This is a genomic window from Mesorhizobium sp. 43Arga, assembly GCF_053714255.1.
Window position 1 is genome coordinate 617,134 of record NZ_JBSKBO010000002.1, and the last position, 21,927, is coordinate 639,060.

Consider the following 21,927-nt stretch of genomic DNA (forward strand, 5'->3'; position numbering starts at 1 on the left):
AGGCCGGTGCTACTCCAGCCAGTTCTCGACCTTCAGCTTCCGTATCCCGGTGAACTCCCCGATGTTGGCCGTCACCAGCGTGGTGCCCAATACGCAGGCGTGAGCAGCAATAAAAAGGTCATTGTGTCCAATGGGTTGGCCAACAGCCTCCAGCTCGGCACGAAGTGCGCCGTACTCGACATCCACCGGCACGTCGAGCGGCAGCACGGGGATCTCAGCCAGCAGGTCCTCGACCTTCTTGAGCAGCTTGGTCGATCCCTTCCTGGCGCAGCCATATCGCAATTCAGAGGCAACGACGATGCTGGTGCACACGGCGGCGTCTCCCTCGCGCACCATTGCATTGGCGGCCTTGCCGGCCGGGTTCCGGATCATGTCGCTGATGATGTTGGTATCCAGCATGAACCGCATCAAAAAATGTCCTCGGCTTTGACAGGCGCATCGTTGATCTCCGGAAAGTCGTCCTCGGGACTTAGCGGCGCCTCTTTCGCCCATTGGGCGAGCAGCGCGGCAAGCCCGGGTTTGCGGAGCGGCTCGATGACAAGGCGGTCGCCTTCGCGGCTGATCAGAACCTTGTCGCCGGGGAGCTCGAACTCAACAGGAATGCGCACCGCCTGGCTGCGGTTGTTGCGGAACAGTTTCGCCTCCTTCGGTGGCGGCGTGGTCGTGTAGCGATGCTGGGGCATGCTTGCCTCCGCTTGTATATGCCGTATGTATATGCCAAATGGCAACCCTAGGCAAGCAACAGAAAAACGCAGGCCGAAGTCTGGAACAGAATTCTAAGGAACCGCTGTGTTGGCCATATCTTTTCTCGCGGCAAGGTCGCGGAGCCATCACCCATGCCTCGCCCCGCCCCCTGCGCCACGGCTAAGGTCGAGCCATAACGCATTGCCTCCGGAGCCTTTTCATGAAGCGATTTTTTCTCGGCGTCGTCACTGTTGCCGGCCTGTTCCTCGCATCCTCCCAAGCCTGGTCTGCCGACAAGCTGCTCAACGCCTCCTATGACGTCGGCCGCGAACTGTTCGTCCAGGTCAACAAGGCCTTCGTCGCCAAGCATCCTGGCGTGACCATCGACCAGTCGCATGCAGGCACCTCGGCGCAAGCGCGCGCCATCGCCGAGGGGCTTGGTGCCGATGTCGTCACCTTCAACCAGGTCACCGATGTCGATTTCCTGGTCAAGAAAGGGCTCGTCTCCGCCGGCTGGCAGAAGGACTTTCCCGACAACGCCTCGCCCTTCTATTCGCTGCCTTCGTTCCTTGTCCGTGCCGGCAATCCCAAGCACATCAAGGACTGGAACGATCTGGTGCGCGACGACGTCCAGGTGATCTTCCCCAACCCGAAAACCTCGGGCAATGCGCGCTACACCTATCTGGCGGCCACCGCCTACGCCAAGGAAGCCTTCAAGGGCGACGATGCCAAGGTGAAGGAGTTCATCACCAAGCTGTTCAACAACGTGCCGATCTTCGACACGGGTGGCCGTGCCGCGACCACCACCTTCGTGCAGCGCGAGATCGGCGACGTGCTGATCACTTTCGAATCCGAGACGCGCGGCATCCGCAAGGAGTATGGCGACGACAAGTTCGAGCAGGTCACCCCCTCGGTCAGCCTGCTCGCCGAATTCCCGGTGGCGATCGTCGACAAGGTCGCCGATCAGCACGGCACGCGCGATCTGGCCAAGACCTATCTCGACTTCCTCTACACGCCCGAAGGCCAGGACATCCTCGCCCAGAACGGCAACCGGGTGCGTGACGCAGCCGTCGCCGCCAAATACAAGCCCGATTTTCCGGAAGTGCGCCTGCTGACGGTAGAAGACGTCTTCGGCGGCTGGGACAAGATCCAGAAAGAGCACTTTGCCGCCGGTGGCCTGCTCGACCAGGCCTATGGCAGCCGCTGACGGTTGCGGCTTGAATTGAATAGATGAGGAAAGCCGGCATTGAGCCGGCTTTCTTCGTTTCTGCCATCAGCCGGGACGAATACGGCGCCATCCCGACAAACGTTACAAAGAATCAACGCGCTTGTGCCTAACGTGCCATTTGGCGTCTTGTTTTCGCGAAATACCATCGCGCGGCGGAACCGTCATCATTTGCACACAAACAGCCGCCAGATGCGGGGTGGTTGGGGCTTCAACGGGTTGACTCGGGCATGCTGACAAAAAAAGGCAAATACGGCCTCAAGGCCCTCGTGCATCTTTCCAGCCTGCCGGTTGGCCAATTGGCCTTCGTCAACGATATCGCGGTCGCCAACAACATCCCGAAAAAATTCCTCGACGCCATCCTGGGCGAGTTGCGCAATGCCGGCTTCGTCCAGAGCCGCAAGGGCAAGGAAGGCGGCTATCGGCTTGCCCGGCCTGCCTCCGAGATCAAGATCGGCCATGTCGTGCGCGTGCTGGACGGCCCGCTGGCGCCGATCCCCTGCGCCAGCCGCACGCAGTACCAGCGCTGCGAGGATTGCGACGAGGCGACCTGCCAGGTCCGGCACATGATGCTGGAGGTACGCCAGGCGATCGCCGAGGTGCTCGATAACAGAAGCCTCGCCGCCATGCGCGATGCCGATAACGACGATTTCCCGGTCGAGCTTTCCTCGCAAATCTGAGCCTTGCGAGGCGGCCGGCGTCGCAAGGTTGCACGGTCCATGCCAACGCAGTAAAGCGGTCTTGGACAAAAGGCTGGACCGATGAGGCCGTCGTGGTTCGCAAAATCCCGCAACCACAAGCCGCCATCCGCGGCCGCCTTCCGCAGTGAGATCATCGCCGACATTCGCGTTCCCGAGCGGGCGGAGGATGTGCGCTTTTTCAGCCGCAAACTGGTCCACCCCGGCAGGACGCGCCGGTTCTCGAACCAGGATCTACGCGAAAGCCTGCTTGCCGCATTCTATCTCGCGGTCGCGGCTTCGGCGCCGCTGCGCTGGTGGGCGCCGATCTGCGACCGGATGTCCAGGCTCCGCCTGAAACGCCATATGCGCAAGCAATTTCCAGCCTATGCCGCGGCGACACGCGCCGTGCTTGGCGCCAGCATCGATGCGCGCACGCTGTTCGAGGCGCTGCTTGCGGCGCGCCACCGCCGCCGGCTGCAGCTTGCCGCGCACCTTGCCGGCTTCCGATGGTCCCCGATTATCCGGCTGGAGGGACAGGAAGGACTGCGGGCAGCGCTGCTGCGCGGCCACGGCGCCATCGTCTGGTGCGACCAGTTCACCTCCCAGACCGTCCTCGGCAAGCGCGCCCTGTATGAGGCAGGCATCGAGGCGCATCAGGTGAGTGTCAATTCCCACGGTGTCTCGGAATCGATGTTCGGCCTGCGTTTCCTGAACCCGCCGCTGATCAAGGTCGAGAACCGCTATCTCAAAAGCCGCATCGTCTTCGAGCGCGACGATGCCTATCAGGTCACCATCCGCATCCAGAAGATCCTGAAGCGCAATGGCGTGGTGCTGATGACCAACACCATCCACGCGGGCTCGACCTTCGCCGAGGTCGCGATCGGCCAAAGCGGCTGGACGCATCTTGCCTCGGCACCAGCGAATTTCGCCGCCAGAGGCAAGGCGGCGCTGTTTGCCATGTCGACCTTCGAGACCGTTCCCTTCCGCGAATACCGGGCCGTCATCAGCCCGGAACTGTTACCGGCCGAGCCGAAGATCGGACGGGATGGCGCCAAGGACATGGTGCTGCAGGCACGCTATATCCTGCTCAAGCGCGACCGGCTGCTCGAAGCGCTGAAACTTTTTCCCGAACAGATGCTGATCTGGTCCAGCAGCCGAAGGCTCACGGAAGCCTCGAACCACGCCATGACAGGCGACGATACCGGCTCATGAACTGGCCAGCAGATGCATCGCGTCGGCAACGACATCGGCGACGGAACGCGTCGCGTCGATTGTCAGCGCCCGCTCATCGCTCCCCGGCGTCTCGAGAATGGCGAACTGGCTGTCGACCAGGCTTGCCGGCATGAAATGGCCCTTGCGGCCGGCGACCCGCTGCCTTGCCGTCGCCGGGTCGATCTCCAGATAGAGGAAGACGATGTCGGGGCAAAAGCCGCGCAGGCGTTCGCGATAGCTGCGCTTCAGCGCCGAGCAGGCCGCGACCACGCCCTGCCCTTCGCCGATCGACGCCGCGATACGCTCGCCGATGGCGTCGAGCCAGCCTTCACGCAACTGGTCGGTGAGCGGCTCGCCGCTTGCCATGCGCGCCACATTCTCCGGCGGATGCAGCCTGTCGCCTTCGATGAAGACGGCACCCAGCGCGGCCGCCAGGGCGATGCCGGCAGCCGACTTGCCGCAACCGGCGACGCCCATCACAACGATCGCCGGAGGCACCGAGCCGGGAGCGCCCGTCGGCGCCTGCGCTGCTTCTTCGTCCACGGCTAGAGCATGGTGCCGAAAAGTGTGAAGCGGTTTTCGGACGACATCATGCTCTATCTCCTTGATTTAGAAGCGGATTCAGATTTCAGGTCGATTCGACCTGAAATCATCCGGCTCTAGCGGCTTGCCGGCGCGCGGCCGTAGAGCAGCAGCATGGCGACAATGACGACGCCATAGATGATCTGCCGCCCCGCCTCCGGCATCTGCATGACCGACAGGATGGACTGCAGCAGCGTGATCAGGATGACGCCGGCGACAGTGCCGAGATAGGAACCGCGCCCGCCGAGGATCGAAGTGCCGCCGAGCACCACCGCGGCGATCGACGGCAGCAAATACGCATCGCCCATCGACTGCGCCGCCTTCGAGGCATAGCCGGCCAGCAGCACGCCGCCAAAGGCCGAGAGCCCGCCGGAGACGGCAAAGGCGATGATTACCACGCGCCTTGTGTCGATGCCGGAGAGATAGGCGGCGCGCTCGCGGTTGCCGATGCCGTAGACGGTGCGGCCAAAGCCGGTGCGGGTCAGCACGAAAACCATCGCCGCCCCGATCAGCGCCCAGATGATGACCGCGTTGGGCACGCCCGGAATGGCAAAACCGGTGGCGAGGTAGCGCATCGCGCCCGTGGCCGAATCCTGGGGCGAGAAGCCGCCGGTGTAGACCACCATCAGCCCTTGCGCGACGGCGTTGGTGGCGAGCGTGATGATCATCGAGGGGATGCGCAGATAGGCGACGCCGATGCCGTTGACGATGCCGATCAGCACGCCGCAAAAGATGCCGAACGGGATGGCAAGCGCCACGCCGAGCGGACCGTAGGCGGCCGCCGCGCAGGCCATCATCGCGCCAGCCGCCACCGACCATGGCACCGACAGGTCGATCTGGCCGAGCAGGATGACCAGCATCATGCCGGTTGCGATGACGCCGAGGAACGAGGCCACCTTCAACTGCTGCAGCAGATATTCAGGCGAAAGGAAGCTTCTGGAATAGAGGCTGCCGAGGAACAGCAGCAGCACAATGCAGGCGAATGCGGTCAGCACCGCCGGGTCGGCTCGGCGGATGAATTTCGGCATGCGGCCGGCAATGCCGCCCAACGTCGTTTCGCTCACAGGAACCACTCCAGCCGGTTGCGGACCCGAAACAGGGCGAAGGCGCCGAGGCTGACCGCGATCAGCAGGATAACCCCCTGGAACAGCGGCTGCCAGAGCGGATCGAAATCGAACACGAACAACAGATCGCCAATGGTGCGGAAGGCCAGCGCGCCGAAGATGGCGCCGATGGCGCTGCCCTTGCCGCCGAACAGCGAGACGCCGCCCAGCACCACGGCGGCGATCGAAAACAGCGTGTAGGCGTTGCCGCTGGCGTAGGCCGCGTCGCCCGTATAGGTGAAGAAGGTCAGGAACAGCCCGCCGATCGCGGCCAGCAGCCCGGCCAGCGTGTAGGCGGCGAATTTGCCGCGCCTGATCGGCACGCCCGACATATAGGCCGCCGTCTCCGACGATCCCGCCGCGTAGGCCGCGCGGCCAAGCACGGAGCGGCTGAACGGCACCCAGATCAACAACACGATGGCGAACAGCGCGACGAGGCTCGCGGGCACCACATCGAAGACGCGTCCGGTCATTGCATCGGCCAGATCCTCATTGACCGACCCCCCCGGGAAGGGCCGCAGCAAAAGGCCGATGCCGTAATAGACGGCCCCGGTGGCGATGGTGGCAACGATCGGCTGCAGCCGGCCGTAGATGACGATGGCGCCGTTGATGGCGCCGCACAGAAGACCGACCGCCAGCACGACGATGACGCCGAGCGTCGTCTGCAACGGCGTGCCCACCACCAGCCAGGAGGCCAGGCAGTTGGTGAGGAGAAAAATCATACCGACGGACAGGTCGATGCCGGCGGTGATCACCACCAGCGTCTGCGCCATGGCGACGAAAGCGAGCAGCACGCCCTTGTTCGCCGCCGTCTGCACCACATTGGCGGTGAAGCCGGCCGGATGGTTTGAGGTGTAGATGATGAACATGACGATGAAGATGCCGAGCGCCAAGAGCGTTCCGCGCTGCTCCGCCAGCCAGTAGCGCCAATCTTTCACGCACTTGCTCCCAGGCCCACCGGGCTCTCCTCGCCATGGATATTGAGCGCGCTTGCAATCAGCGCCCGCTCGGTGATCTCGGCGCCGACCAGTTCGCGCTTGACCGCGCCGTCGTAGAGCACCAGCACACGGTCGCAGCAGCCGATCAGCTCGTCATAGTCGGTCGAATAGAAAAGGATCGCGGCCCCGGCGTCCGCCAGCTTGCGCATCAGCTGATAGAGCTCCTGCTTGGTGCCGACATCGATGCCCCGGGTCGGATCGTTGAGCAGGATGATGCGCGGCTGGCGCATCAACCATTTGGCGATGACGACCTTCTGCTGATTGCCGCCCGACAGCGCACCGACCGGAATATCGAGACCCGCCGTCTTGATCGCCAGCAGGCCGACCATGTCGTCGATCAGCCGCTGCTCGGCGGCGCGGTCGATGATGCCGCCTTTGGACAACCGGTCGAGCGCGGCGAAGGACAGGTTCTCGCGCACCGTCATCGGAAGCATCAGGCCTTCAGTCTTGCGGTCTTCGGGGATCAGCGCCATGCCGATGCCGTCCTGCCGTGCCTTGGCGGGGCTGCCGATCGCGACCGGTTTGCCGTCGATCAGCACCTCACCGGCAAGGCCGCGCAGCACGCCGAAGAAGGCAAGCAGCAATTCGCGCTGGCCCTGGCCGTCAAGACCGCCAAGGCCGACCACCTCGCCTGCCCTGACGGTCAGCGAGATGTCGTGCAGCCGGTCGGCCCAGGAAAGCTTGCGCGCCTCGAGCCTGGGAGCGGCGGTGGTCGGTGCTGCCGCCGGCTTGGGCGGAAAGATATGGCTGTATTCGCGGCCGATCATCAATTCGACCACCTCATTGTCGCTCTTCGAGCCGGCCTTGTAGCTGGCGACATTGCGACCATTGCGGAACACCGTGCACTGGTCGGCAAGTTCGGCGATCTCGTTCATGCGGTGCGAGATGTAGAGCAGCGCCAGCCCTTCCGAGCGAAGCCGTTTCAGGACACCAAAAATCTTCGAGACATCCGCCGCCGTCAGCGCGGAGGTCGCCTCGTCGAGGATGAGAATGCGTGGCTTTCTGGCCAGCGCCTTGGCGATCTCGACCATCTGCCTTCTTGAAAGGGGAAGATCCTTGACCAGCGCCAGCGGATGGATGTCGGCCGCGCCCGCGCGGGCAAGCGCTTCCTCCGCGACGCGACGTTGCGCCTTGCGGTCAATCATGCCGAAGCGTTTGGGCGGATCGGAAATGACGATGTTGTCGGCGACGCTGAGATCTGGAACCAGCGACAGCTCCTGGAAGATGCAGACGATGCCTGCCTGGTTGGCGGCGGCAGGCGACGGGAAGGTCACCTCCCGGCCATCCAGCGTCATGCGCCCCTCATCGGGCGCCACGACACCGGCCATGACCTTGATCAGCGTCGACTTGCCGGCACCGTTTTCGCCAAGGATGGCGTGGATGCTGCCGGATGTGACGACAAGCTCCGCCTTTTCCAGAGCTCGCACGCCACCATAGCGCTTGGATATGCCTTCCATCTGGAAGAGCGGAACCGCACTGTCCATCGGCCCTCCCCGGGGCGCTTTGATCACCAGCGTATCAAATGACCGGCGCCGTGAGAGATCCCACGGCGCCGGGAGTGCAGCCTACTGGTCCGCCTTGGTCTGGCCCATGATTTCCTGCGCGGTGAAATTGATGCCGCAGGTCGGGAAGGAATTGCCGACGAAGAAATTGTCGGATTGGTCGGGGAAGAAATCCTGACCTGCCTTGAAGTTCGGATCCTCGACGATGGCAAGCGGCAGCTTGACCGACTGCGGGACGACATTGCCTTCAAGCGCCGCGATCGCCGTCTTGATGGCAACCGCCACCTGTGCGGGGCCGGTACCGGCTGACGAGCACTTCAACCCGTCGGCCGCATGGGCCGCGCAGAATTTGCGGAAGCCGTTCTCGGTCTCGCCGCCGAACGGCACGAAGGGATGCTTGGCATCGATCATCGCCTGCACGATGCCGGTGTCGCCGCCCTGCCCGGTGACGCCGTCGAAGGGGCCGTTGGTGGCGATCGCATCGGCCGAAGCCTTTTGCGCAACGCCATCATCCCACTTGCCGACGACCTCGGTGACGGCCCATTTCTTGCCGGAGGCATCGAGAACCTCGTGGATGCCGTTGTGGCGGTCCGTGTCGACCGACGTGCCGGCAACGCCGCGCACCTCGAGCACCTTGCCGCCGTTAGGCACATGCGAGACCAGCCATTTGCCCCACAATTCGCCAAGACCCTTCTGGTCGACATTGACGTTGATGGCGTCCTTGGTGTCGAGAATGTTGTCGAAGGCAACCAGCACGACGCCGGCTTCCTTGGCGCGCTTGATCACCGGCCCGAATGCGGTCGGGTTCTGCGCGTTGACGACGATCGCGTCATAACCGGAATCGATGAAGTTGTTGATCGCCGAAATCTGCGCCGGCACATCTTCGCCGGTCGAGACGACCTTGAATTCCTTCAGCTTCGCGGCGACATCCTTCTGCGCCGCATAGGCTTTCGCGGTCTGTACCATCTGGATGCGCCACGTGTTGGCGATATAGCCGTTGGCGAGCGCGATGCGGTATGGCCCGGCTTTCTTGGGGAACTTGAAGAATTGCGTGTCAGCGGCCCAGGGTGCGAAACAGTCAGGCTCGGCGGCCGGCCCTTTGACGATTTCGGGACCCGCGGCAATCGCCGACGAGCTCAACATAACGAATGCAGTGGCGGCAACGATGCCACCGACGAGTGACTTGATCATCGATAATCCTCCCGATTGCAGTTCTGATTTGTTGCTTCAGTTTCATGCAATTCCCGCGTTTCCGGCAGGCCCTCCCGCCTTGCCCAGTCACGCCTGCCCAGGTGCCAACGACCTTCGCGCCACCTCCCTTTGCCGTCCCCGTCGACCGAAGAAAAACTATCATATTATACATAATAAACAAGCTTGAGCTGTTGCTTATGTATAATAAACAAACCCATCACTTCAGAGACGAGGCTCGTTCAGAAAAATGGTAGCGCTACCATTGCGCGGTGTAAAGCGCCATTTGAGCGCGCTCTAAAAAGCGGTTCAGCGGGCTGTGCTCTCGCGGCGCTTGAGCTCGAAGCCGAGATCGACGACCCGCTGCTCTGGCCGGTCACCGGCGATGGCCGCCAAGGCCATGGCCACCGCCCGCCTGCCGATTTCGTAGCGGTAGGTGCGGATGCTGGTGATCGAGGGAAATGCCACCTGCATCATGTCGAGGTCGTTGAAACCGACGATGCCGATGGTCTTCGGCACATCGATCGCCGCGCGGTGGCACTCGAACAGCACGCCGAGCGCGATGTCGTCATTGTTGCAGAACACGCCGTCGAGCGTCGGCATCTTGGCCAGGGCATCGCGAAACAGCTCTCGCCCGAGCGGCACGCTGGACAGCAGCGGCGTGGTGGTGATCAGGCGAGGGTCGAGCAGCCCGGCCTTCTCCATCGCGGCGCGGTAGCCGGCGAGGCGCCGCTGCGAGCGCGGATCCATGCGCGCGCCGATGAAGCCGATGCGGCGGTAACCCATCTCGATCAGATGCTCGGTCGCCGTCCTGCCGCCGTCGAAATGCGAGAAACCGACCATCATGTCGACGGGATCGGGCCCGGTCTCCATCACCTGCACCACTGGGCAGCCGGCATTTTCGAGCAGCTTTCGCGAGGTTGGCGTCTGGTCGATGCCGGCCACGATCAGCGCTGCCGGCCGCTGCGAGCCGAACAACTGCAGGAGCCGCTCCTCCTCGAGCCCGGAATAGTGGGTGTTGCCAAGCTGGATGCGGAACGGGCTGTCCGACAGGCTGTCATAGATGCCGCGCACCACTTCGGCGAAGACGTTGTTGGTGAGCGACGGCACCAGCACGCCGAACACCTCGGCGCGCGCCGAAGCCAGCGCCCGTGCATTGGGGTCCGGCACATAGCCGAGCTCGTCGACGGCGGCCTGGATCTGGCGGCGCAAATCCTGGCTGACACGCTCAGGCTCGCGCAGCGCGCGCGACACGGTGATGGCACCGACGCCAGCCTTGCGCGCGACATCCGCTATGGTCGGGCGGCCGCTGCCCCGGCGCGAGCGCGGCTTGATCAAGCCCAAGGTCCGCGCATTTGGCCGCCGAAGCGCGCCCGCAATACGATCATCTCGGCTGTCGCCATCTCACCGGCCTGTTGCCATAACCCTTGGTCCCTGGGGTCGCGCAGCCTCTGCCCATTGTCAAGCCGAGGCGTGCCTCAGGCTGCCATGACGGCCCTGTGCCTTGCCTTCCACATGAACAGCCCGATCGCCACTATGTTCAGCAAATTCCAGGCAATGCCGTTGAGGAAGGCGGCGGCGTAGGAGCCGGTCAAGTCGTAGATCCAGCCCGACATCCATCCGCCGATCGCCATGCCGAAGATCGTCGCCATCATGACGATGCCGATACGCTGGCCGGCCTCCTTGGCCGGCAGATATTCGCGCACGATGATCGCATAGCACGGCACGATGCCGCCTTGTGACAGGCCGAACACCAGCGACACGACATAGAGCGAGGCGAGCCCGTCGAACGGGATGTAGAACAACAGCGACAGGCATTGCAGCACCGAACCGATGAGCAGCGTCTTCACGCCGCCGATGCGATCGGCGACAAAACCCGACGCAAGCCGGCTGACCACGCCCGCCGCCATCATGATCGACAGCATGTCGGCGCCATGCGCCATGCCGTAGCCGAGATCCATGCAATAGGCGACGATGTGCACCTGCGGCATCGACATCGCCACGCAGCAGCCGAGGCCGGCGACGACCAGCAGCGCCTGTAGCGCCGCCGGTGACATGGGAATCGGCTGCACCGGCCGGCTTCCCGGCGAGCCGGCGGCCGCAGCCTCCGGAGCGCCGCGCCGCAGCGTCAGCACCAGCGGCACCATGGTGACCAGGCAGAAGATGCCGATCGCCGCATAGGTGAAGCGCCAGCCTTCCGCCTTGATCAGCGTCGGCATGATGGTCGGCCAGAGCGCCCCAGCGAGGTAATTGCCGGCAGCCGCCGCCGTGACGGCAACGCCGCGCCGGCGGTTGAACCAGTGCGAGATGTCGGCGATCAGCGGCCCGAAGATCACCGACGTGCCGACCCCGATCAGCAACCCTTGCGCAAGGGTGAATTGCAGGATCGAGGTCGAAAGTGCGGCAAGCAGCATGCCGGCCGAGAGCGCCACGGAAGAAATCAGCGCCGGGATCCAGTAACCCATGCGATCGATGGCGCGGCCGACCAGCACATTGCCGGCGGCGAAGCCCACCATGGTCGCGGTGTAGGGCATGGATGCCGCGGCACGATCGACGCCGAACTCGGCCTGCACGGCGGGCAGCACCACGACGACCGCCCACATGCCGACCGCACCGATCGTCGCCAGCACCATCGAGATGGCCAGGCGCATCCAGGCGTAGGAGCTGTCGATGCCGGGACTGGGCCGGTTCAAGTCGGTTCGGGTCAAGGGCGTTTCCTGTCGACGGTTTCGCAAACCGTTGCGCCACTATCGACGCATTCGAGCGACGCAGCAGCGCCAGGGCGGGCAAATCGGTGGCTCCAGAGCGGACAGGAAGCCGGGAACCGACACCGATGTCTGGAGTTTTCCGATCATCAAACCGCAAAGGAGTCCCAGCCATGACCGCTGCCAGGCAAAAATGGTCGGCCGAGGTGACCGAGCATAGCAATGCCATGGATCTCGAGGATCACATCTTCGAAGCCGAGGATGCCAGGAAGATCGCCGCCTCGCTCAAGCGGTCGGCCGAACACAGCCATCGCCGCAAGGCCGAACCCTTCCAATCCGCCATGTCGATGCTGAATTTCTACATCAACCGCGCCGGCAAGAACCTGCCCGCCGCACGTCGGCGAGTGCTCGAGCAGGCCAAGGACGAACTGCGCGTGGCCTTCGGGCGCGAGAAGGAAGATTAGCTCCGGCCTCGGATGGTGAGATTCAGGTCAGGCCGGCATCACCTGAATATCAACACACCCTAGCGCGACTTGATCACGTGGTCGGTGTTGGCGAGCAGCTTGCGAACCGCGGCGCGCGCCGCGTCCGGACGCTGCAGGCGGATGTTCTTCTCGATCGCCTCATGCAGCTTCTGCACATGATTGAGGTCGTCGACCGCCCGCGTCGTGAAGGTGAAGAGATGGTCGAACGCGGATTCGATCAGCACGCCGAGCGGCACCAGAAGGTCGTTGCCGGAAGCCCGCAGGATGGCGAGGTGGAAGCGTGTGTCGGCGCGCGTGCGCTCCTGCAGGCTGGCCGCCTCCCCCATCTCGCGGCAGGCCTGGCTGATCTCGGCCATCTGCTCGTCGGTCCGCCGCATCGCGGCGAAGGCGGTCGCTTCCGGCTCGATGATATGGCGGAATTCCTGCACCGTCTTGAGGAACACCTCGCGGTCGGGCGACGTCGCGTACCAGGCGAGCACGTCACGGTCGAGCAGGTTCCAGCGTTCCCTGGGCTCGACCCAGCTGCCGATCTTGGGGCGTGACGCCAGGAGGCTCTTGGCCATCAGCATCTTGATCGCCTCGCGCACCGCCGAGCGGCTGACGCTGAAGGTTTCCGACCATTTCGCCTCATTGGGCAGGATGGTGCCGGGCGGATAATCGCCGCGTACGATCCGCAGGCCAATTTCGCTGGCCAGCGACGTGTGCACACTGGCGCCGGGAATGCGCGCCGCGTCGGCCCGGCGAACACCGGAGGGGCGCTCGGCGGATGCCGGCTTTTTCGGCGTTTTATCCTTGTTCGGCTTGGCGTCCCGCATGGACTTCAGAAAGGCCGGTTTGCGGAAGCTGTCAAGCGCGGCGCGGGCGTTGGGCCGCAAAGCCCGCTTCTATGCACAACCCAGCCGCGATTTTATCCCCGTTCGGCCTATTTGACGTATTTGCGCCAGCTGTGCTCCGGACGGAAGCCCAGCATATCGCGCGCCTTGCGGTTCGACAGCAGCGTCTCGTACTCGCCGAGTTCGGCCTTGACCGGCACGTTGGGATAGAATCGCTTCAGGAGTTCAGCCGTCGGCAGGTCGGACGAGGTGTCGTCATTGGCGGCGTTGAACACTTGGTAGCCGAGCCCGTCCTTTTCGATGGCGCGCAGCGTGATCTGGCCGAGATCGCGCGCGTCGACATAGCTCCAGGCGATGCGCTTGCGGAAACCGGGATCGGCGAACCATTTCGGGAACAGCGAATACTCATGCGGCTCGATGACATTGCCGATGCGAAGCGCATAGATGTCGGTGCCGTTGCGCTGCGCGAAGGCACGCGCCGTCTTCTCGTTGACGACCTTGGACAGCGCATAGCTGTCCATCGGGTCGACGTCATACTCCTCGTCGAGCGGGAAATATTTGGGATCGCGCGGCTCGTTGGCGAACACCAGGCCGTAAGTCGTCTCCGACGAGGCGACGATCACCTTGCGGATGCCGAGCTTCACCGCGGCCTCGATGACATTGTAGGTGCCCAGCGCATTGATGCGGAACACTTCATTGTCCGGCGTGATCATGATGCGCGGGATGGCGGCGAAATGCACCACCGCATCCGCCGGCTGCGGGCGCAGCGAGGGGTCGAATTCGTGCAGGCCCATGTAGCTCGACAGCGCGTTGAACACCTGCCCGCTATCGGTGATGTCGGTGATCAGCGTGCGCACCTTGGGATTGTCGAGCGGCTTGGTGTCGATGTTGAGCACCTGGCAGCCCTGTTCGACAAGATATTGCACGACATGACGCCCAGCCTTGCCGCTGCCGCCGGTGAACATGATCCGCTTCGTCATTCTGGTCTCCATGACAGGCTCTGGAATTACCGTCTATTGTCAGACAATATTGCTTTCTGCAACCGCATATGGCTAAAACAGCGCCGCAATTATCGATAATCCGGGATAGGACAGACGACATGAACACCACCACCACGCGCGAAAAGATCGGCTTCATCGGCCTTGGCCTGATGGGACACGGCATCGCCAAGAACATCGTCGACAAGGGCTATCCCCTGACATTCCTTGGCCGCAAGAACCGCAAGCCGGCGGAAGATTTGCTGGGCCGAGGTGCCAAGGAAGCGGCCACCTCGCGCGATGTCGCGGCAACGTCCGATATCGTCTTCATCTGCGTCACCGGGTCGCGCGAAGTGGAAGCCATCATCCGCGGCCCCGGCGGCCTCAAGGAAGGCTTGAAGAAAGGCTCGGTCGTCGTCGATTGTTCGACCTCGGATCCGGTCTCGACCGTGGCGCTCGCGGCCGAACTCAAGGCGCTGGGCATCGACTATGTCGACGCGCCGCTGAGCCGTACACCGAAAGAAGCCTGGGAAGGCACGCTCGACGCCATGGTCGGCGCCTCCGACGCCGTCTTTGCCAGGGTCAAGCCGGTGATCGAGACCTGGGCCGGCCGCATCGTCCATATCGGCGACACCGGCGATGGCCACCGCATGAAGCTGCTCAACAATTTCATCTCGCTGGGCTACGCCGCCATCTATTCCGAGGCGCTGGCCCTGGCCGAGAAGGTCGGCATCTCGCCGCCGCGTTTCGACAGCGTCATCCGCAACGGCCGCATGGATTGCGGCTTCTACCAGACCTTCATGCGCTGGACGCTGGAGGGCGACCGCGACGCCCACAAATTCACCATCGCCAACGCCTTCAAGGATCTGACCTATCTGGAATCGATGGCAGGCGCCGCCGGCATCGCCAACCCGCTCGGCAACGCCACCAAGAATTCCTTCGCCGGCGCCCATGCCACCGGCCCGGCCGAGCAGTTCGTGCCGATGCTGGCGACGCATATCGCCAAGGTCAACGGCGTCGACCTGATGCCGACCAAGGATGGCAAGAAGCAGACGATCTAAGGCTCTAGCAGCCGGACGGCTACCGCCGCCGGCTTCCGATCCCCTCATCGGTGTCGGCGAGCAGCTTGTGCACGGCGTTGCGGGCCGCCGCCGGCCGTTGCAGGCGGATGTTCTTCTCGATCGCCTCGTGCAGTTTCTGCGCCCGGTCCTGGTCGCTGACCTGGCGTGTCGTGAAGACGAAGAGGTGGTCGAGCGCGGACTCGATCAGCACGCCGAGCGGCACCAGAAGATCGTTGCCGGAGGCTCGCAGGATGGCGAGGTGGAAACGCGTGTCGGCACGGATGCGTTCCGGCAGGTTCGCAGCCTCCCCCATCTCGCGGCAGGCCAGGCTGATCTCGGCCATCTGCTCGTCGCTGCGCCGCATGGCGGCGAAGGCTGATGCCTCCGGTTCGATGATGTGGCGGAACTCCTGCACGGTGCGCAGGAAGGCTTCACGGTCGGGTGCGGTCGCGTACCAGGCAAGCACGTCGCGGTCGAGCAGGTTCCAGCGCTCCTTCGGTTCGACCCAGCTGCCGATCTTGGGACGTGATGCCAAAAGGCTCTTGGCCATCAGCATCTTGGTCGCCTCGCGCACCGCCGAACGGCTGACATTGAACGTCTCGGCCCATTTGGCCTCGTTGGGCAGGATGCTGCCGGGCGGATAGTCGCCGCGCACGATCCGCAGACCAATCTCACTGGCGAGCGAGGCATGAACGCTGGACCCGGGAAAGTGCGCCGCATCCGCCCTGCGCACGACCGCCGGATCGCGGCTGGCTTGCGCCTTGGCCCGGCTGGCTTGTTTCTTTGCCTTGTCCTGGGGCATCCACGTTCCAATAGGTCGGCCGCCTGTCGCCCGGAGATGCTCCGAACCCAGTGTCGCGCCGATCCCGTCACCGAAAAATCCAAACCACGGACGCGTCAAGGCCGGAGCCTGTTGCCCCTTGCCATGGCGTCTCGCTCGGGAATTGACGGGGCGCCCGTCAGACGGGCGCCCCGGATCGAAAGACCTATTTCTGGATGCAGGTGTCGACCGTATCCTTGGTGCACTCGTCGAGGCCGGTGAAGACCGGATCGTCGACCTTCTTGCCCGTGATCAGGTCGATCATCACCGACGGCGCCTTGTAGCCCATTTCAAAGGGCCGCTGGCCAACCAGCGCGGTGACCAGGCCATCCTTGGCGATCGCCACCTCGTCGCCGATCGTGTCGGCGGCGCCGATGACGAAGTCGTTCTTGGCCAGCCGGTCCTTCAGCGGTCCGACCAGGTCGCGATAAGGCTGCGGCGCGCCGAACAGCGGCCAGCCGCCCATAATGCCGAAGGCGTCGAGCTTGGGGTTGGCGGCGAGAATGTCGGTCATCGCCTGAACGCCCTTGGCGCCGTCGTCATTGGTGAACACCGGGCAGCCGGCGACTTCGGTCCACCCGCCTTCACCGGCAAGTGTCGCGAGGCCTTCCTTGCCCGTCAGAGCGTCGCGCAAGCCTTGCGCGCGGCGCAGGATGTTGTCGGCCGCAGGATTGCCTTCGATCGTGCAGATCGTGCCGCCCTTCGGCTTGGCCTTCTTGATGTACTCGCCGATCTTCTTGCCCATCAGGTAGTTGTCGGTGCCGAGATAGGTCTTGCGCAGCGCGGCGTCCGCCTTGGCAAGGTCGGCGTCGACGGTCATGATCGGGATCGACGGATTGGCGGTCTTGATCGTCTGCGCGATCAGCGGTGCGTTGGACGGCGAAATCGCCATCGCCACCGTGTCGGGCTTGCTCAGCATATCCTGGACGATCTGCGCCTCGCCGGCTTCGTCGGAAGTCGACGCCGGACCGGTGTAGAAGCATTCATATTCCGAGCTGGCATTCTCCTTGTTCCATTTCTCGCAGCCCTGGTGGATGGCTTCGAAGAACGGATTGTCGAGACCCTTCACCACGATGACGAGCTGCTTCTTGGCCAAAGCCGGCCCGGCGCCCAGCGCCACGGCGGCGACGGCGGCGAGCAATACTGTTTTCCTCATTTCAGTCCTCCCTTTGAAACAAACGGACACGGCGTGTCCGCCACACAAACCAGCCTCGATGCGAGACGGCAGAGCCAACCCCTCGTGCCGCCAGGCAAGGCCGATAAGCATTTTCAGATGCGACCGGACCGGCAACGCGCCGGAACGGCCGATAACCTCCCACCGATCCCGCCGCGACAATGGCCTGGGACCGGAAATCTTTCTCCGACCATCAACTAATAACGGCGCGGCGCCAACGTCAATTGCTATTTGTCCTACAAAACGGATTTTTCGGAACCACCGGTCACTATTCGTCTGACAAATACCTGTTTCTTGTCGATCCGACAATTGACGCCTGCTCGGGCATTCGGGTAAATGCCGGTCAACGTTGCTTCCGGGAGGAATGGGGAGCACGATGTAAACGCTGCGACCTGGAACAGGCTGGCAGCAAGGCATTGGGAGGCTATAGGCTGGTGGCGGTTCTCGAACTCACCAATATCTCGAAGCATTTCGGCGCCATCCAGGCGGTCAACGACGTGTCGCTGTCGATCGAACCCGGCCAGGTCGTCGGCCTGATGGGCGACAATGGCGCGGGCAAGTCGACGCTGGTCAAGATGATCGCCGGCAATTTCCACGCGAGCCATGGCACCATGCGCATGGACGGCAAGGAATTGATCCTGAACAAGCCGGCGGAAGCCCGCCAGCACGGCATCGAGATTGTCCACCAGGATCTTGCGCTCTGCAACAATCTGACGGCCGCAGCCAATGTCTATCTCGGCCGCGAGTTGCGGCGCGGCGTCGGCCCGTTCCGCATCCTCGACTATGCCGCCATGTACAAGCGCGCCGGCCAACTCTTCGCCGAGCTGAAGTCAGAGACCCGCCCGCGCGATCTCGTCAAGCAGATGTCGGGCGGCCAGCGCCAGGCGGTGGCGATCGCCCGCACCATGCTGTCGCAGGCCAAGATCGTGCTGATGGACGAACCGACCGCGGCGATCTCGGTCAGGCAGGTCGCCGAAGTGCTCAACCTGATCCGCCATCTGCGCGACCAGGGCATCGCGGTGGTGCTGATCAGCCACCGCATGCCCGACGTGTTCGACGTCGCCGACCGCGTCATCGTCATGCGGCGCGGACGCAAGGTCGCCGACAAGACAATCGCATCGAGTTCGCCCGAGGAAGTCACCGGGCTCATCACCGGCGCCATCGAGCAGGTTTCGTAAGCGCGGCTAATTTCACCAGGCTGGCGCGTTTCGCAGCCGGCAGGAAAGGTCGATAATGGCAGTCACCCTTGACCAGACGATCGCACAGAAGCAGCACAGTTTCTTCTCGCGGCTGTTCTCCACCCAGACCTTCTGGGTGGTGATCGCCGTCATCCTTGCTTGCATTTTCCTGTCGTTCGCCACCGACGCCTTCGCAACGTCGAAGAATCTCTACAACATCACCCGCAACATCACCTTTGTCGCCATCGTCGCGCTCGGCATGACCTTCGTCATCATCACCGGCGGCATCGACCTGTCGGTCGGCTCGGTGCTGTGCCTGTCGTCGATGGTGCTGGCCGTCACCATGCATGCCGGCTACTCGATCGAAATCGGCATCCTGGCCTCGATCGCCACCGCGCTCGCCATCGGCGCCTTCAACGGCATCCTGACCGCCTATCTCGGCTTTCCACCTTTCGTGGTGACGCTCGGCATGCTGTCGATTGCCCGCAGCCTGGCCATGGTCGCCTCCAACAACACCGTCGTCTTCCAGTTCGGGCCCGACCACGACAAGCTGCTGGCGCTCGGCGGCGGCGCCTGGGTGTTCGGCATCGCCAATCCGGTGCTCTACATGATCCTTTTGGCGCTGATCACCGGCTTCATCCTGCGCTGGACCAAGTTCGGCCGGCACATCTTCGCCATTGGCGGCAATGAGCACGCGGCAACACTGACCGGCGTCCCGGTGAAGCAGATCAAGGTCGCCGTCTACATGATTTCGGCACTGTCGGCGGGCATTGCCGGCATCATCCAGACCGGATGGCTCGGCGCCGTCACCACCAATCTCGGCACCGGCATGGAGCTGCAGGTGATCGCCGCCACCGTCATCGGCGGCGCCAACCTGGCCGGCGGCGTCGGCACCGCCTTCGGCGCCATTGTCGGCGCGGCCCTCATAGAGGTCATCCGCAACAGCCTTGGCCTGCTCGGCATCAATGCCTTCTGGCAAGGCACCTTCATCGGCGGCGCCATCCTGCTTGCGGTGCTGTTCGACCGCATCCGCAATTTCCGGCGCAGCGACTGATTCAAGCGCCTTTCCTTCTCCCCTGGTGGGAGAAGGAAAGTGCCAGGCATTGTTCGTCTCACCTCCTATCGCTCAGTCTGAAAATCGACTGAAGCGGCCCGCCATCTGTACCGGCCAACAGCCGATGTCTTGACGGAAACCGGAAACCGGCCGCACAATCCTCGATGCAGGCGAAGGGAGGCCAGTTGTCTGCGGGAGGATACACCCATGACGGAAGCGATCAGGCTCTACTGGGGCCGGTTCGGACATGTTTCTGTCCTGAATGTCGCAAGCGACTTCGTCACCCATGCCCATGTAGAGGCGCATCTCATCATCTGGCTCGAAGGCACCGCCGGCGAGATGACCATCGGCCGCGAGACGGTGCGGCTCGGCCCCCGCACCGCCGCCGGCATCAATTCCTTCCAGCCGCACAGCCACGTCCTGTCGCAGAACGGGACGCCCGGTCTGTTTCTCGCCTTCTACATCGATCCCGACTGGGCGCGCCGCCGCCGCGACCTGCCCTCCTGCGCGCCGCTTTTTGCCCAGGCGGCGATCACGCTCGAGCCCTGGCTGCACCAGGCCGCCGCCAGCCTGCTCGATCATCTGACCGACAATGAAAGCGTCGACGACGTCGCCAACTACGAGATTGAGCGCTTCATCGATTCGGTGCTCGACGCCGCCGACGCCTCTGCGCCGCAGGAGGCGCGCACCCGTATCAACACCATGCAGGATTTCCGCGTCCGCAAGGCCATCCAGCTGATGAGGGCCAATGTCTGCGAGCGCATTTCCTTCGATGATGTGGCGCGCAGCGTCGGCCTGTCGCGACCGCATTTCTTCGCCCTGTTCAAGGAACAGACCAATCTGACGCCCAATGTCTACTGGAACACCCTGCGCATGGAGGAAGCGGTGCGGCAGCTGCAGTGGTCGCAGGAACCGCTGATCTCGGTCGCCTGCAATCTCGGCTTCACCACGCAAGGCAATTTCTCGCGCTTCTTCCGCGACCATGTCGGCGTGCCGCCGACGCTTTACCGCGAGGCGGCGCGGGCGAATGCCTGAGCCGCCCTGCCGGGCCTGTATTTTCAGACTGCTTGATACGCGCACAAGACGCATTGATAAGCGTCATTCGGGCCACAGCCCTACCCTTGCCCGGCTGTCGCATTCGCAAGGGAACGTCCCATGGCCAAAGTCACCATCTCGAGCGTCATCGACGCGCCGGTCGAAAAGGTCTGGGCGCGTATACGCGACTTCAACGGCCTGCCGGGCTGGCATCCGCGCATGGTCGAAAGCCATATCGAGGACGGCAAGGACGCCTCGACGATCGGCTGCGTGCGCAATTTCGAGCTGATCACCGGCGCGCGGCTGCGCGAAAAACTGCTCGACTTCTCCGATGAGAACTTCCTCGTCAGCTATTCCATCCTGGAGACGCCGCAGCCGCTGACCAACCACAAGGCGACGCTGCAATTGCGCCGCGTCACCGATGGCGACCGCACCTATGCCGAATGGACCGCCAGCTTCGACGCCGCCCCTGAAGAAGCCGACAAGATCGCCGCCGGCATGGGCGCCAATGTCTTCCTGGGCGGTTTCAACGCCCTGAAGAGCCATTTTGCCGGCCAGGACTGAGAACAGGAGCGTTCCATGGCGCTTGCCCTCCAGACTTTCCCGACCGTGAAGGACGCCAACGCAGCGCTGAAGGCGGCCGGCAGCCGCTATCTCGGCGGCGGCACGCTGGTCGTCCGCGCCGCCAACGAAGGCGATGTTTCGGTCTCCGGCCTTGTCAGGTCGACCGATCCGGTCCTATCGGCCATCGCGGTCGCCGACGGCAAGGCCCGCATCGGCGCTTCGGTGACCTTGGCGGCGATCGCCCGCCATCCCGACCTCAGCGCGCTCGCCAAGGCCGCGCGCGCCGTCGGCGGTCCGGCGGTCCGCAACATGGCGACCGTTGGCGGCAATCTGTTCGCGCCGGCGCCCTATGGCGATTTCGCCGTGGCCTTGCTGGCGCTCGACGCCATGGTCGGCACCGAGGATGGCGAATTGCCGATCGAGACTTTTCTCGCCAAGCGGGACGGCAGCCGCTCCATTGTCACGTCGGTCAGTTTCGCACTGCCAAAGGCCGACGGCTTCCGGTTTCTGAAAGTGTCGCGGGTCAAGCCCAAAGGCGTCTCGGTGCTGAGCATCGCAGCCGTTCTGGAACAGGCTGCCGACGGCACCGTGTCCTCGGCGTGGATCGCGCTTGGCTGCATGGCCGACCGGCCGGTGCGGGCCAAGGCGGCGGAAAAGGCGCTCGAGGGAAAGAAACTCGACCAGAACGGCATCGCTGCAGCGCTGGCCGCCGCCACCGAGGGCATCGCGCCGATCACCGACCCGATCGCCAGCGCCTGGTACCGCGCTGAAGTCCTGCCGGTCCATCTCGGCCGGCTGCTGCTGACCTGAAATCACCGTCGGGGGGCGCGCGTCTGTCCGATCCGTCGGGCAGGCGCGCAAGGAGGA

General features: G+C 63.8%; 23 protein-coding genes. 10 read left to right on the forward strand and 13 right to left on the reverse strand.

The window, feature by feature from the left end; translation table 11 throughout:
* Window positions 1-9: 9 nt before the first annotated feature.
* Together ACWGS8_RS09405 and ACWGS8_RS09410 are read right to left on the reverse strand one after the other, a co-directional pair.
* The gene (locus ACWGS8_RS09405) at window positions 10-408 is read right to left on the reverse strand and encodes a PIN domain-containing protein (RefSeq protein WP_454580658.1); all 399 of its coding nucleotides are present in this window, start codon (window positions 406-408) and stop codon (window positions 10-12) included.
* Window positions 408-683, reverse strand: a complete 276-nt coding sequence (locus ACWGS8_RS09410; protein ID WP_454580659.1) for an antitoxin — start codon at window positions 681-683, stop codon at window positions 408-410. Before ACWGS8_RS09410 ends, ACWGS8_RS09405 begins: the two co-directional genes overlap by 1 nt.
* Before the next feature lie 221 nt (window positions 684-904).
* Here ACWGS8_RS09410 and ACWGS8_RS09415 point away from each other — a divergent pair, with 221 nt between their 5' ends.
* The 3 genes from ACWGS8_RS09415 (at window position 905) to ACWGS8_RS09425 (ending at window position 3,801) form a co-directional block, all read left to right on the forward strand.
* Window positions 905-1,891, forward strand: coding sequence for a sulfate ABC transporter substrate-binding protein (locus tag ACWGS8_RS09415; RefSeq protein ID WP_454580660.1), 987 nt, complete (start codon window positions 905-907; stop codon window positions 1,889-1,891).
* A gap of 248 nt (window positions 1,892-2,139) precedes the next feature.
* Window positions 2,140-2,589 carry an RrF2 family transcriptional regulator gene (locus tag ACWGS8_RS09420; RefSeq protein ID WP_010910348.1) on the forward strand — a complete coding sequence of 150 codons (450 nt, stop codon included), beginning with the start codon at window positions 2,140-2,142 and terminating at the stop codon, window positions 2,587-2,589.
* A gap of 81 nt (window positions 2,590-2,670) precedes the next feature.
* On the forward strand, window positions 2,671-3,801 hold the full coding sequence (locus tag ACWGS8_RS09425) for a hypothetical protein (protein ID WP_454580661.1): 1,131 nt from the start codon (window positions 2,671-2,673) through the stop codon (window positions 3,799-3,801).
* Here ACWGS8_RS09425 and ACWGS8_RS09430 read toward each other — a convergent pair.
* The 7 genes from ACWGS8_RS09430 to ACWGS8_RS09460 form a co-directional block, all read right to left on the reverse strand.
* A complete protein-coding gene (locus tag ACWGS8_RS09430) occupies window positions 3,796-4,344 on the reverse strand; it encodes a gluconokinase (protein ID WP_454580662.1) in 549 nt (182 codons plus the stop codon). The two genes, ACWGS8_RS09425 and ACWGS8_RS09430, sit on opposite strands and share 6 nt — an antisense overlap.
* A gap of 116 nt (window positions 4,345-4,460) precedes the next feature.
* Entirely contained in the window at window positions 4,461-5,447 is a 987-nt protein-coding gene (locus tag ACWGS8_RS09435) for an ABC transporter permease (protein WP_454580663.1), read from the reverse strand.
* Complete coding sequence (locus ACWGS8_RS09440; protein WP_454580664.1) at window positions 5,444-6,424, reverse strand: ABC transporter permease; 981 nt, start codon at window positions 6,422-6,424, stop codon at window positions 5,444-5,446. Before ACWGS8_RS09440 ends, ACWGS8_RS09435 begins: the two co-directional genes overlap by 4 nt.
* Entirely contained in the window at window positions 6,421-7,968 is a 1,548-nt protein-coding gene (locus tag ACWGS8_RS09445) for a sugar ABC transporter ATP-binding protein (protein WP_454580665.1), read from the reverse strand. Before ACWGS8_RS09445 ends, ACWGS8_RS09440 begins: the two co-directional genes overlap by 4 nt.
* Before the next feature lie 81 nt (window positions 7,969-8,049).
* A complete protein-coding gene (locus tag ACWGS8_RS09450) occupies window positions 8,050-9,177 on the reverse strand; it encodes a sugar ABC transporter substrate-binding protein (RefSeq protein WP_032930882.1) in 1,128 nt (375 codons plus the stop codon).
* A 306-nt stretch (window positions 9,178-9,483) separates the two neighbouring features.
* Entirely contained in the window at window positions 9,484-10,512 is a 1,029-nt protein-coding gene (gntR, locus tag ACWGS8_RS09455) for an HTH-type transcriptional regulator GntR (RefSeq protein WP_454580666.1), read from the reverse strand.
* A 140-nt stretch (window positions 10,513-10,652) separates the two neighbouring features.
* Entirely contained in the window at window positions 10,653-11,882 is a 1,230-nt protein-coding gene (locus ACWGS8_RS09460) for an MFS transporter (RefSeq protein ID WP_454580667.1), read from the reverse strand.
* Between the two features lie 170 nt (window positions 11,883-12,052).
* On the opposite strand from ACWGS8_RS09460, the gene ACWGS8_RS09465 reads away from it, so the two are divergent.
* Window positions 12,053-12,343: a DUF3175 domain-containing protein gene (locus ACWGS8_RS09465; RefSeq protein ID WP_454580668.1), complete on the forward strand. Its 291-nt coding sequence runs from the start codon at window positions 12,053-12,055 to the stop codon at window positions 12,341-12,343.
* 59 nt (window positions 12,344-12,402) lie between these two features.
* Here ACWGS8_RS09465 and ACWGS8_RS09470 read toward each other — a convergent pair whose 3' ends face one another.
* Window positions 12,403-13,179, reverse strand: coding sequence for a FadR/GntR family transcriptional regulator (locus ACWGS8_RS09470; RefSeq protein ID WP_454581254.1), 777 nt, complete (start codon window positions 13,177-13,179; stop codon window positions 12,403-12,405).
* Between the two features lie 107 nt (window positions 13,180-13,286).
* Window positions 13,287-14,177, reverse strand: a complete 891-nt coding sequence (locus tag ACWGS8_RS09475) for an NAD-dependent epimerase/dehydratase family protein (protein WP_454580669.1) — start codon at window positions 14,175-14,177, stop codon at window positions 13,287-13,289.
* Window positions 14,178-14,245: 68 nt separating this feature from the next.
* Here ACWGS8_RS09475 and ACWGS8_RS09480 point away from each other — a divergent pair, with 68 nt between their 5' ends.
* A complete protein-coding gene (locus ACWGS8_RS09480) occupies window positions 14,246-15,235 on the forward strand; it encodes an NAD(P)-dependent oxidoreductase (RefSeq protein WP_454580670.1) in 990 nt (329 codons plus the stop codon).
* Window positions 15,236-15,254: 19 nt separating this feature from the next.
* On the opposite strand, the gene ACWGS8_RS09485 is transcribed toward ACWGS8_RS09480, so the two are convergent.
* Both ACWGS8_RS09485 and ACWGS8_RS09490 read right to left on the reverse strand, forming a co-directional pair.
* On the reverse strand, window positions 15,255-16,037 hold the full coding sequence (locus ACWGS8_RS09485; RefSeq protein WP_454580671.1) for a FadR/GntR family transcriptional regulator: 783 nt from the start codon (window positions 16,035-16,037) through the stop codon (window positions 15,255-15,257).
* A 184-nt stretch (window positions 16,038-16,221) separates the two neighbouring features.
* A complete protein-coding gene (locus tag ACWGS8_RS09490; protein WP_454580672.1) occupies window positions 16,222-17,211 on the reverse strand; it encodes a sugar-binding protein in 990 nt (329 codons plus the stop codon).
* A gap of 452 nt (window positions 17,212-17,663) precedes the next feature.
* Here ACWGS8_RS09490 and ACWGS8_RS09495 point away from each other — a divergent pair, with 452 nt between their 5' ends.
* From ACWGS8_RS09495 to ACWGS8_RS09515, 5 genes are all read left to right on the forward strand, one after another.
* Window positions 17,664-18,407: an ATP-binding cassette domain-containing protein gene (locus ACWGS8_RS09495; RefSeq protein ID WP_027051001.1), complete on the forward strand. Its 744-nt coding sequence runs from the start codon at window positions 17,664-17,666 to the stop codon at window positions 18,405-18,407.
* A 55-nt stretch (window positions 18,408-18,462) separates the two neighbouring features.
* The gene (locus ACWGS8_RS09500; RefSeq protein WP_032930886.1) at window positions 18,463-19,461 is read left to right on the forward strand and encodes an ABC transporter permease; all 999 of its coding nucleotides are present in this window, start codon (window positions 18,463-18,465) and stop codon (window positions 19,459-19,461) included.
* A 207-nt stretch (window positions 19,462-19,668) separates the two neighbouring features.
* Window positions 19,669-20,496, forward strand: coding sequence for a helix-turn-helix domain-containing protein (locus ACWGS8_RS09505; RefSeq protein ID WP_454580673.1), 828 nt, complete (start codon window positions 19,669-19,671; stop codon window positions 20,494-20,496).
* A gap of 120 nt (window positions 20,497-20,616) precedes the next feature.
* Window positions 20,617-21,060, forward strand: coding sequence for an SRPBCC family protein (locus ACWGS8_RS09510; protein WP_454580674.1), 444 nt, complete (start codon window positions 20,617-20,619; stop codon window positions 21,058-21,060).
* A 15-nt stretch (window positions 21,061-21,075) separates the two neighbouring features.
* Window positions 21,076-21,870: an FAD binding domain-containing protein gene (locus tag ACWGS8_RS09515; RefSeq protein WP_454580675.1), complete on the forward strand. Its 795-nt coding sequence runs from the start codon at window positions 21,076-21,078 to the stop codon at window positions 21,868-21,870.
* Window positions 21,871-21,927: the final 57 nt, after the last annotated feature.